At 38.9% G+C, this 12,647-nt stretch carries 8 protein-coding genes; all 8 read left to right on the forward strand.

Annotation, left to right across the window (positions count from 1 at the left end):
• The first annotated feature begins 1 nt into the window (after nt 1).
• A complete protein-coding gene (locus tag WCS89_03375; protein ID MFA6554525.1) occupies nt 2-2,203 on the forward strand; it encodes a LamG domain-containing protein in 2,202 nt (733 codons plus the stop codon).
• 27 nt (nt 2,204-2,230) lie between these two features.
• Nucleotides 2,231-4,417 (forward strand): LamG domain-containing protein, encoded by a 2,187-nt coding sequence (locus WCS89_03380; GenBank protein MFA6554526.1) that lies wholly within the window; start codon nt 2,231-2,233, stop codon nt 4,415-4,417.
• A gap of 29 nt (nt 4,418-4,446) precedes the next feature.
• Nucleotides 4,447-8,889, forward strand: a complete 4,443-nt coding sequence (locus WCS89_03385; GenBank protein MFA6554527.1) for a fused MFS/spermidine synthase — start codon at nt 4,447-4,449, stop codon at nt 8,887-8,889.
• A gap of 91 nt (nt 8,890-8,980) precedes the next feature.
• Nucleotides 8,981-9,331 carry a nucleotidyltransferase domain-containing protein gene (locus WCS89_03390; protein MFA6554528.1) on the forward strand — a complete coding sequence of 117 codons (351 nt, stop codon included), beginning with the start codon at nt 8,981-8,983 and terminating at the stop codon, nt 9,329-9,331.
• Nucleotides 9,324-9,743, forward strand: a complete 420-nt coding sequence (locus tag WCS89_03395) for a DUF86 domain-containing protein (protein MFA6554529.1) — start codon at nt 9,324-9,326, stop codon at nt 9,741-9,743. Before WCS89_03390 ends, WCS89_03395 begins: the two co-directional genes overlap by 8 nt.
• Before the next feature lie 149 nt (nt 9,744-9,892).
• Complete coding sequence (locus tag WCS89_03400; protein MFA6554530.1) at nt 9,893-10,144, forward strand: RNA-binding protein; 252 nt, start codon at nt 9,893-9,895, stop codon at nt 10,142-10,144.
• Between the two features lie 201 nt (nt 10,145-10,345).
• Nucleotides 10,346-11,032 carry a TIGR00730 family Rossman fold protein gene (locus WCS89_03405; GenBank protein MFA6554531.1) on the forward strand — a complete coding sequence of 229 codons (687 nt, stop codon included), beginning with the start codon at nt 10,346-10,348 and terminating at the stop codon, nt 11,030-11,032.
• Nucleotides 11,033-11,168: 136 nt separating this feature from the next.
• Complete coding sequence (gene tgt / locus WCS89_03410) at nt 11,169-12,512, forward strand: tRNA guanosine(34) transglycosylase Tgt (GenBank protein ID MFA6554532.1); 1,344 nt, start codon at nt 11,169-11,171, stop codon at nt 12,510-12,512.
• The last annotated feature ends 135 nt before the right edge of the window (nt 12,513-12,647 follow it).

Below are 12,647 nucleotides of genomic sequence, written 5' to 3' on the forward strand. Positions count from 1 at the left end.
TATGAATAAAAAAATACTTAAAATAAATAAAATACTTCCCTTATTTATTTTTTGTATTCTTTTTGGCTATCAAACAGTGTCAGCTTCGGTCGTCGGTAGTTCTATGTCTAGCTCTAATAGTTTGATGAGTGGTCTTTTGGGTTGGTGGACTTTTGACGGTGCAGATATGTTACGTAATGTTACTGATAAAAGTGGTAATGGTAATAATGGAAAACTCGTAAATTTCACCTCAACTTCTTCGGCAGTTGTAGCTGGTAAGATAGGGCAAGGGTTGAAGTTTGATGGGAGCAATGATTATGTAATAAATACAGGATCTTCAGCCACCTTCAATCCCGCAAATGGTATCACTATATCTTTGTGGTTAAAACCTACTACGGCGTCTACCAAAACTTTTCTTACTAAGCTCCAGACTGGCAATGGATATTATACAAGATTCACAAATACTCGTTTGGTAGGGATCCTAGATGCGTCTCGTTCATGGGTTAATTTAAATAGTGCTTCTGCATTACCTCTAAACGCGTGGTCGTATGTGACTTTTACAGCAGATTCTACTGGTTACAATATTTACATAAATGGGTCGCTCAATAATTCAACCACAACAGCATGGGTTCAACCAACAACCGCTAATGCTCTAGTCATTGGTGGAGATACAAATGGTAGCTCGTATTTTCCGGGTACTTTGGACGATGTCCGTATATACAACCGCGCGCTTTCTGCCAATGAAGTCCGTAGACTCTACAGTCTCGGCGCAGGTACAAAAATGGCAGTTCCACCTCCTGTTTCTGGAACTTCCGGAAGCCTCTCTTCCGGATTGGTAGGTTGGTGGACTTTTGATGGGCCGAAAATGAAAAATAATATAACCGATTCCAGCGGACAAGGAAACAATGGAAGCATGGTCGGTTTTACTTCTACTTCTAGCGCGGTTATTCTTGGCAGGGTAGGGCAGGGATTGAAGTTTGATGGGAGTAATGATTATGTGGATGTTGGGTCGGGTGCGTCGTTAGATCAATTGGCAGAGATGACATATTCCGTATGGATTAATCCTAAGTCGTACGGTACATATAATATAGTTAATAAAGGAGGACGATTTTCAAATGGCCCATTGTTTTATACAACATCAGATAAAGCATTTATTTTTCAAGAGGCCTACACTGGGGGTGGTTATGGTGCCGTTAGTCGTAAGGCCGAGCTAGGTTCTATTACTGTAAATACATGGATTCATCTAGTTGCTACGTGGGACGGTACAAATGATTGCACTCATATTCATCTTTATAAGAATGGGCAGGAGGTACCTTATACTTATTGTCGCGATGCAGATATAGCTGGTTCGAGGAGAACTGATAGTTCGCTTAATATGGCTATTGGTTCAAGTATACCGGTCACGGGTGCTCTTTTTGACGGCTCCATCGACGACGTCCGTATCTACAACCGCGCGCTTTCTGCTGTAGAAATCCAACAACTATATAGTATGGGTGGAAATAAAGTATCTGTATCACCTCCTACTTCCGGAGTTTCCGGAAGCTTCTCTTCCGGATTGGTAGGCTGGTGGACTTTTGATGGTAACAAGATGTTAAGAAATGTTACAGATAGTAGTGGACAAGGAAATAATGGATCAATGTCAGGATTTACTTCTACTTCTAGCGCGGTTATTCTTGGCAGGATAGGTCAGGGATTGAAGTTTGACGGAAGCAATGATTATATAAATGCGGGTTCAGCTTCAACTCTGGATGACATTCAACTTCAAAGTGGTGGCGTAATGACAGTAGCGTTTTGGATTAAACCTCCTTCAAATAGTACAGGTGCCATCATATCAAAGGGTGTACTCTCAAATAGTACTGGGCATATGACTATTTCAAAAACTTCTGACACAAATCCCGCGAGATTAATATTCAGAAAAGATGGCACGACAGATATGATTGTATATTACAACAGTGAATTGACGACTGGCGTATGGCAACACATAGTTTTTTCATGGAATGGTTCCGCGTTACAAAGTGGAGTTACTGTATATAAGAATGGTTTATTACAGACTCAAAGTGGTGGAACAGATGGAGCTGGATTATATTCTGATGCTGGAAATAATTTATTGATCGGTTATCAAGAGGGTATTGGGTATACTAATTCCGCATTGGACGACGTCCGCATTTACAACCGCGCGCTTTCTGCTGTTGAGATTCGACAATTATATAACATGGGAAAGTAAAAGATCTTTATGTGTTAAAATACATTTATGCGTACTCTTCTATATAGAATTACTATTTTGTTTTTATTATGCTTTCTGTGGAGCTACCAGATAGCCGATTCTGCCTTTATAGGAGTTACAACAACAGGATCTACTAGTCCTCTTACAAATGGTCTTGTTGGTCATTGGACTTTTGATGGAAAAGATATAGTGAGTGGAGCTATGCGAGATAAAAGTGGTAACAATAACACCGCTAATTTTATAAGTATCGCTACTTCCACTTTTTATAGACCAGGGAAGATTGGGCAAGCGGGGAAGTTTGATGGGGTGAATGATTATGCCAGCACGACTGTTAATTCATTTTCAGCTAATGCTCCAATGACGATTAGTGTTTGGTTTAAGCCAAATTCAGCTAGTACGGGTGGCTCGACATTAAATGTTGTTTTCTTTCCAGGTCAAACTTATAGTGGTGCAGGAATAGGACAAATAAATACCCAATTAGTTTTCCATATTGGTAGTGAGGATTTTGGTGGGGGAAATACGTTTACTGGAATAGTGGCGAATACTTGGTATCATGCGGTTGGAGTTTTTGACGGTTCCAACCAGTCTCTCTATGTGAATGGTATATCAGCCGGAACAGTTTCATTAAAGAATTTGAATTCGTTTTCTTCACTGAATATTGGCAGAAGTTCATCGGCAAGTTTCCGTTATTTTCCAGGCTCCATCGACGACGTCCGTATCTACAACCGTGCGCTTTCTGCTCAAGAAGTTTTTCAATTATATAGTATAGGTGCAGGCACAAAGATGTCATCATCTCCTAGTACAGCTACCAGTACTCAAACTGGTACCGACAATTCCTTGATGAACGGTCTATCTGCTTATTGGACTTTTGATGGAAAAGATGTGGTCAATGGAGGAATGCGAGATAAGAGTGGAAATAATTACGTCGGCACTTTCTTGAGTATTTCAACCTCCACTTTTTATAAGGCTGGAAAGATCGGGCAAGCGGGGAATTTTGATGGGACAAATGATTATATGAAAGTCCCGACCGCTCCAACTCTGACTGTTCCGTATTCGGTGTCCCTCTGGTTTTATCCGACCAAACTTAGTTCAACTCAAGCATTCATAAAATATTCACTTAGTAATCCCGCTTACGGGATAAGCTTGACTAGTTCAAATGTGATTGAAGTTGATTCTTATTCTGCTGGTACATTCAGAACATTTTGCAATAAAACTTTTACCGCTTCGGATTTGAATAAATGGTATCATCTGACATTTATAATCAATTCATCTACGAATGCTTCCCTATGGAAATGTTATTTGAATAATGTTGATATTGGAGTAAGTAGTAGTGATAGTTCTGGTACCTACGGCAATCCTCCAAGTACAAATTGGACTATTGGGACTTATTGGAACAATGGTTATTGGTTCAAAGGAAAACTTGATGATATCCGTGTTTATAGTCGTGCTCTTTCTGTTCAAGAAATCTCTCAGTTATATAGCACTGGTGCAGGTACAAAAATGGCAGTATATCCTAGTATGGCTACGAGCACCCAGACTTCCGGAGGCCTCAATTTTGGTTTGATGGGTTATTGGACTTTTGATGGAAAAGATATAGTTAACGGAGTACTTCAAGATAAAAGTGGGAATAATAGTAAAGGCGCTTTTGCTGGTATAGCCACTTCCACTTTTTATAAGGCTGGAAAAGTTGGTCAAGCAGGAAATTTTGATGGTGTAAATGATACTGTGACCGTTGGTACAAGTGCCAACTTTATGCCTTCGGCTGGTATAACCACTTCAGCGTGGATATATCCAAATCTTTTCACCGAAGGCTATAGTATCAGACGAGGAATAATTGATTTTTATACTACTCCTTCATATAACCTTTATAACTATGATTTTTATACGGAGTTTGATTTGAATACTGGTTCAGCTGGAAGGTTGTATTTTAAAAATGCCTATAATTCTCACGATATATATACTTCTCTCAGCGGAATAAACAAATGGTATCACGTTGTTGCTACTGCTGACGCTAGTGGTTACAAACTTTATGTCAATGGATTATTGGCAAATTCTGACACTACTGCTTGGGTTCCACCTATAGTAGCTGGGCCTTTGATAATTGGTTTAAGTCAGTATGCATATTATTTTAAAGGTTCTATTGACGAAGTCCGTATCTACAACCGAGCTCTCTCTGCTGGCGAGGTTGTGCAATTGTATAACATGGGAAGATAGAAGAGTCGTAGATGTGTTAAAATAGGCTTATGCGAACGAACTCATCTTCCTCTAGGAAATTAATTTTGATAATGATTGTCGTGTTTTTTATTGCCATTGGCTCAAGATTTGCCGAAGGTGCTTTGGTCGGAGTGACTAGGAGTTCATCTGGTTCACTCACAAATGGTCTTGTCGGTCACTGGACCTTTGATGGAAAAGATATTGTGAATGGGGTCATGCAAGACAAGAGTGGTAGTGGTAATAATGGTAATTTTTTGGGCATCGCCACTTCTACTTTTTATGCACAAGGGAAGATGGGGCAAGCGGGGAAGTTTAGTGGTGCTCAAAAAGTGGACGTCTCCAGTGTTAAAAATAGTATAGGGACTGGTAATGTCTCAATCTCGTTATTTATGAAACCTACTAATAGTAGTACATTTCATTCAAATACCCCGTATCTTTTTAGTCTAGCAGATGCTCCCTCAACTAATGATTTTAAGATTGGAATCGCTGTTGATAAGTCATTGGTTATGACTTGTGATGGAGGAGGCCATTGGTTAAATTCAAGTGTACTTTCTTGGTCAAACTCTTGGTATCACATTGTGGCAACGTGTAGTTCAACTGAAGGTCTAAAAATTTACCGTAATAATTCTATTGTTGCACAGGGAGCTTATTATGCAAGAGGTGGTACATTGGCAACAACAGCTTATTTAGGGAGTCAAGCTAGTAGTTATTATTTCAATGGTCTATTAGACGATGTTCGTATCTATAATCGTGCTATTTCTACCTCCACTGTCCAACAACTATATAGTATGGGTGGAAATAAAGTATCAGCCTCGCTCTCATCTACAGGTTCTGGACAATCCCTTGCAGGCATCTCTTCTGGATTGGTGGGCCACTGGACCTTTGATGGAAAAGATATGGCAAATGGTGTTGCACAAGATAAAAGTGGTAATGGAAACAATGGGAATGTTATCAATATCGCCACCTCTACTTTTTATGCACAAGGGAAGATTGGTCAAGCGGGGAAGTTTGATGGGGTGGATGATTATGTTGAGGTGGCTGACGCATCAGAGTTGAATCCTGCGAATGTAACCTTGTCTGCGTGGGTAAAAACCACAACAAGCGGTGGTTATATCATCGCAAAGGATCCACCGATTACCGAGGTTTCCGAAGTTGTCGATGTTAAGGTTCCAAATAAAAATCCACCAAGTCTTTTTGCTATTGAAAAAGATATTTTAATATTATCAATAATTCTTATTTTTTCGTTTATTGGTTTAGGTTTTTATAAATCAAGACAAAAAGAAATATCTGCAAATATTATTATCATAGTTACAGCATTGTCTGGTTGTTCAGCTTTGATATATGAAGTAGCTTCAACGCAGGCTCTGACTTACTTTTTCAATTCCAGTTCTTATTCGGTCGCTACAGCCATCATTTCATTTTTATTTGGTTTGGCTTTGGGTAGTTTTATCATTTCAAAATATTTATCCAGTATCAAATCTCCGTTGAGATTGTTAGTTATTATGCAGATATTGGCTGGCATATACGCTCTCATTGTTCTAACTCAATATCAACATATTTTGTATGCTATGCCGGTTGTTTATGATTTAGCTTTCAATTCTCCGACTTTGATTCTAATTCTTAAGTTTTTGGTTGGTATTTCCTTTTTGATTTTTCCAACTGTAATGCTCGGTGCTTCTTTTCCACTGGCTTCATCATTAATAATAAAAGATGTCCAAACTGCAGGTAGTGTTGTAGGAAAACTTTATTCTTGGGATCTGGTAGGGGCAGTCTTGGGTGCATTATTGTCAGGTTTTATTTTATTGCCAATATTTGGATTGAGTATAGCTTTTGTTTTCGGAGCGACAATAAATATTATTGCTGGTTTATTGATTTATAAAATTGAAACAAAAAGAATATGGTTTGTTCTATTGACCACAATTGTTCTCATATTTTTGATTGGAAGTCTTGTAAAAGATAAAAATTTTACAGTATCAAGTTCGGGTACGATTTCTTCGGTTGAGAATACTCTTTTTAAAAAAGAATCTGCTTTTGGTGCTATTGCGGTCACGAATAAAAATAATAATACATCACTTTCAATATCCAAGATCATTCAATGTGATAGCAATTATCCTTTATTGGAGACGAATCTAGATTCTATTTTAGGCAAATTGCCGGGAAAAAGTACGGCACTAGATGTTGGGCTTGGTTGTGGATATTCAGCACAAATGATCGCTTCTAGTAGCAAAATAGATACTGTTGAAGTTGTAGATATAAATCCAGTATTACAGCAAACTCTGAAATATTTTGGTAATGATAATCTCCTCAAAGATAAAAAAGTCGTTTTGCGTACAGATGATATATTACATTTTTTGGCTAGAACTCAAAGTAAATACGATTTTGTGAATGTTGAATTGAATATGCCTTCATTAAGCCAAGTCTCACCTTTTTATTCTGTAGAATATTTTCAGTTATTAAAGAAAAAAGTTAATAGCGAAGGTACTATTCGTCTTTGGGTTTGTTGTGGAAATTATGAATTTGTTAAAGCTGTTTACAAAACATTAGATCAAGTCTATGGCGATATAACTATAAAGACGGATATGGATGTCCGTGAAGGGAAAGATTATTATTGGAATACGGAATTTATCATAAGTAAGCAAAAAGTATTACAAAATACTAATGAGAAAAATCTTCAAGAGAGAATCAAAAAAGATCAGGTATTCAAGATCAGTACTTTGGACAATCAATCAATCGGTCAGATCTGGTATGACTGGAGTCAAAAAGATTTCAAGGATTACTTCGTACATCTAGCTAAACCAATATCTGACAATAATTCAATAAAAAGTTCCCATATCTTTCCTCTGGATGTTAAGCCTGGGGATAATATGAATATAAGTTCAAGGATAGTTGATAAAAATGGAATTCAATCGGTAATAGCTTCTTTTCCTCATGAAAAAGGGACTGATTGGGTAGATTTGAAATTGGTTAAAGGTACTATATATGATGGTTTATGGAAAAGAGATTGGTTTGTACACGATACTATTGATAAAGAATACAAGACTGTTCTTACTGCAAAAAATAAAATTGGAACTCTGACTAAGAAGGAAATGTCTTGGACTGATTTTTCTTCACCGTGTACGGATATATATTTTACAGATCACCCATATACAGCAAATGTTGGCTCTACAGTGTCTGTAAATGTTTTTTCTATAGGTACATGTGGGACGAAATATATTCAAACTGATGTAACTGGTTCTTATGTAACTATACCTTCTGGAACACCTACACCCGATCCATATCTTGATTGTAATGGAGATACCTGTTCTTCTAGCCTTTCTTCTTTTACCAAAAGTCTAAAATGTGAATCTGCTGGTGTATATAATATCAAAGCTACTAATTCAGTAACAAGTGAAAGTCCTCCTACTACAGTCACTTGTGGTGCCGAACAAAAAACCAATGTTCCTTATGCTTTGAGTATGGTCAATGGTGGTCAATTTATGATGAAGAATGGTGCAAATACGTATACAGCTGATAGTGTGATTAATATAGCGGATGGTAAATGGCATCATCTGGTAGGTAGGTATGATGGTGTTGATATGAGAGTCTATGTTGATGGAGTCCAAAAAGGTGCGAGTGAAAGCTCTCCAGGTACTATACCTGTACAAGCTGGTAGTGTGCGCGTTGGAGCTGATTATCAAGCTACCCCCGCCAATTTTTTCAACGGATCCCTCGACGACGTCCGTATTTACAATCGCGCCCTCTCAGTCACTGAAATCCAGCAACTATATAGTATGGGTGGAAATAAAGTATCAGTTCCACCAAAAGTCTCCGGAGGCCTCGCTTCCGGGTTGATGGGTTATTGGACTTTTGATGGAAAAGATATGGCAAATGGTGTTGCACAAGATAAAAGTGGCAATGGTAATAATGGTAACTTGATCAACATCGCCACTTCTACTTTTTACGCGCAAGGGAAGATGGGGCAGGGGCTGAAGTTTGATGGGGTGGATGACAGAGTAAAAATTGTTGGTTCAATGACTTCTACCAGTCTAACCAATTTAAGTCAGAAGTCTGTATTCATGTGGATAAAAATATTAAATCCGTCTAAGATTAATATATCTTCTTATGATGGAGGCTACTGGACAGCTCCCTGCGGAGATCTTTTTATCAAACAGAGTATAGGATATAGTATAGATATATTTGTTAGGAATTCAGATTGCACAACTGTTAATCAATCTGGTAATGTAATAGGAAGTTCGTGGGCTTATGTAGGTTATACCTATGATGGAAGTAAGGTGAGATATTATGTAAATGGGGCACTTACTGGAACACCTGATAATTTAACAGGAACTATAGCTGGAACTGGAGAAATAACGACTATAGGAGCAAGAAGTACCGGTACATACAGTTGGGATTCTTTGGTTGACGACGTCCGTATCTACAACCGCGCTCTCTCTGCCTCCGAAGTTAAACAGTTATATAATATGGGGAGGTAGGGCTAATTATCAAGGTTGCACCTTGATGATCTCTGTCAGAATATATCCGACAAAAATAGGAAAATCTAGAGAGATATGTTATATTATAAACATGAAGACTCCACTTATCATTGCTTTTGGTTCGCAGGTGAGCGGTAAATCTACTACCATGTCTGACCATGATTTTGGTGTGCTTGGAAAGCAGTCGTTATCTCTATCTGAACGTACTGACCTGTCAGATTACATCTCAAAAAAGCTAGATATCAATGAAGATAAGATTGACATCGTCGATCTTCGTACTGCCTCACCTCTCTTGAAGTTCGAGGTTGCGAGAAATGGCAAACTCATAGATGGTGAGTATTTCGATTTTATTAGATTCAAAGTCCTAGCTTTTAAAGAGTACGTTGATACTGCGAAATTCCGTCGTTTACGTGAAGAAGTAATGATGAAGAAATATGCTTAACAATCTCATCCTAAAAAAGCTTGAACAAATGTCTGTATTGCTCGGAGAACTGCGAGAACTTCTCGAAATTCCTTTTTCTGAGTTCAAGTCTACATTCAAAAATATTCGTTCTGCAGAAAGGAATTTCCAACTCATTATTGAACTTGCAAGCGATATAAACGCGCAAATCATAGCGGATATGGGAGCACAGACTCCCGATACATACAAAGATTCATTTAGAAGAGTAGTTGAACTAAAGATTCTAGATGAAAAATCTTTGCCAGATTTTATAAGAAGTTCTAATTTGAGAAACATTTTGATTCATGAATATGATTTTGACGAAGACAATTTTATTTTTTACAAGTCAGCGAAAGAGTTTGTCCCATTATACGAAAACTATATCCGATCAATCCAAAAACACATAAGACCGTAATTGTTTTCAAGCTTGCATTTATACAAAACCTATGCTATGCTACTTTCGTGTAGGTATTCTCGTCACTTACGCGCGTTAGCAATTAATGTACGAGAGCTTCCGCTAGCGCGTTACTTCTAGTGATCCGCTCACGGGTAAAATAAAAGAAAATGTCAAAGAGACTTTTCGTAGGCAGTATTGCCTGGGGTACGACCGACCAGACCCTGAAATCACATTTCGAACAGGCCGGTCAAGTTGAGTCGGCAAGTGTTATCATGGACAAGATGTCCGGCCGCTCAAAGGGTTTTGGTTTCGTTGAGATGTCTTCCGATCAGGAAGCTGTCGATGCTGTTACCAAGCTCAATGGTTCTGAATTAGATGGTCGCAAGATTGTCGTATCAGAAGCACGCCCAAAGGCATAATTGCCCCAAGCTCGCGAACAGTAACACCTCGTATTGGAAACAATACGGGGTTTATTGTTTTTTGTGTCATTCCCGCGAAGGCGGGAATCCAGGATTATTACGAGATAATAGTTTGTTGTAATTTATTTGAAAATGGATTTTGCGGTGATATCCTAGATTCCCGCCTTCGCGGGAATGACAACATTTTGTTATACTATCTCCATGTCAAACAACAACGAATTTTCCAAGAGTGATATTCACGGCAACGAGGTGATATCTCATCTAGAACATATTAATAGAGAATTTAGTGATGGTTTTGAATTTTTAAAAAAATACCCCAAGTCGGTTACAGTTTTTGGTTCATCATTAGCAAAGCCAGAAGATGAAGCTTATAAAAAAGCAGAGGAACTTTCGGCTCGTATAGTTAGGGATATTGGTTATACCATTATTACTGGAGGAGGTCCTGGTATCATGGAAGCGTCCAACAAGGGTGCTTATGAAGCGGGAGGAGTTTCTTTGGGACTCAACGTCAGCCTTCCTCATGAAAGGACTACAAATGCCTATGTTACCCATTCTATAAAATTTTCGTATTTCTTTTCTAGAAAGACAATGCTTATGTTTGCGGCTGAGGCTTTTGTATTTTTTCCTGGGGGATATGGTACATTGGATGAGCTTTTCAATGTTTTAACTTTGATTCAAACAGGGAAGATTCCAAAAGTACCTATCATTCTTTTTGATTCAAATTATTGGAATCCATTCAAACAATTTTTGACTGACCATACTATGAATAAATATCATGCTATAGATCAGGACAGTTTGAATATGTTTGAGATTACCGATTCTCTTGATAAGGTTATAGAAATCATCAAAAAAGCTCCAGTCAGTGAGTGGTGGAGAAATATTAATTAAAAAGGGTGTCATTCCCGCGAAGGCGGGAATCCATGCTTACCACAAAGTGAAGTAATTGTTTGTTCGTAATAATCCTGGATTTACCGGTCCATACGACATGATTTTACTAAATCACCTTCGCGGGAATGACAGTAATATGAAATTCACCATCCAATCAAAATTGCCCAACGGTCGTGGTCGTGCTGGTATTATAGAAACTGCGCATGGCAAGATTGAAACTCCTGCTTTTATTCCTGTTGCCACAAAAGCGACCATAAAGGCTTTGACACCAGAGCAGGTACGAGATGATGTCGGTCCACAAGCTATTCTTGCTAATACATATCATTTGTATTTACAACCTGGGATTGATGTATTGAAAAAGGCAGGTGGTTTGGGAAAATTTATGAATTGGTCTGGTCCAACTTTCACTGATTCTGGTGGTTTTCAGGCTTTTTCTCTTGGTTCTGGGATGGGGAAAAAAGGTGGAAAGATTGCGAAGATTGCCTTGGGGGTATCGTCCGAAAATGAAAATACCACCCCCCCTGGGGGGGAGGGGGTATTGAATTTTTCGGTAGCCCATTCCGCCAGCCAGCGAATGTCGGAGTCCTCCGGAAGCGAGGTTTCCGCAATGATGGCAAAGATGGACGATGATGGCGTTACTTTCAAATCCATAATAGATGGTTCTACTCATCGCTTCACTCCAGAACGTTCCATCGAAATCCAGCAGGCTATAGGCGCGGACATCATTTTTGCTTTTGATGAATGTTTATCGCCTCACGAATCTTACGAAAAACAAAAGAAAGCTATAGAAAGGACTGCAATTTGGGCAAAAAGGTGTCTGAATGCTTTTGGGACTTACGGAGGCGAGGCTTCCGGAAAAACCCAATCCCAAGCCCTTTTCGGTATAGTTCAAGGCGGTCGCCACGAAGATTTGCGACGTCTTTCCGCAAGAACTATTGGTGCTATGGACTTTGACGGCTTCGGCATTGGTGGTTCTTTTGATAAAGATGATATTGGTACAGCTGTTGGTTGGGTTGCTGACGAGTTGCCAGAAGGTAAGCCGAGACATCTCCTAGGTATTGGCAATCCCGCTGACCTCATTTTGGGTATAGAAAATGGCATGGATACTTTTGATTGTGTTGCTCCTACGCGCATCGCTAGAAATGGAACCGCGTATGTTTCCGGAGGTGTAACCTCCGGAGGCCTCGCTTCCGGAAGCAGCGATTCGGAAGCCTCGCTTCCGGAAAACCAGCAGAAACAGACCATCAATCTTTTCAATTCTCGTTTTGTCTCCGATTTTTCTCCTATTGATCCTACTTGCGGTTGTTATACTTGCAAAAATTACACCAGAGCTTATATTGCTCACTTATTTAGAGCCAAAGAGATGTTGGCAGCCACTTTGACATCTATTCACAATCTTTATTTTCTGGTGAATTTAGTTAAGGAAGCGAGGAAGGCGATTGTGGAAGGAAGGTGGGAGGAGTTTAAGAAGAATTACTAATTAAGTCACTGTTGTCATTCCCGCGAAGGCGGGAATCTAGGATTATTACGAGATATGAGTGCAAAGTGAAAAGTGCAAAATGCAAAGTTTTAGTTAAAAATTATTAAGTTCCTTAACTATTAACTAATAATTACA

The sequence above is a fragment of the Candidatus Paceibacterota bacterium genome (genome assembly GCA_041666915.1).
Lineage (GTDB): Bacteria > Patescibacteriota > Minisyncoccia > Phycocordibacterales > PALSA-1337 > C7867-002.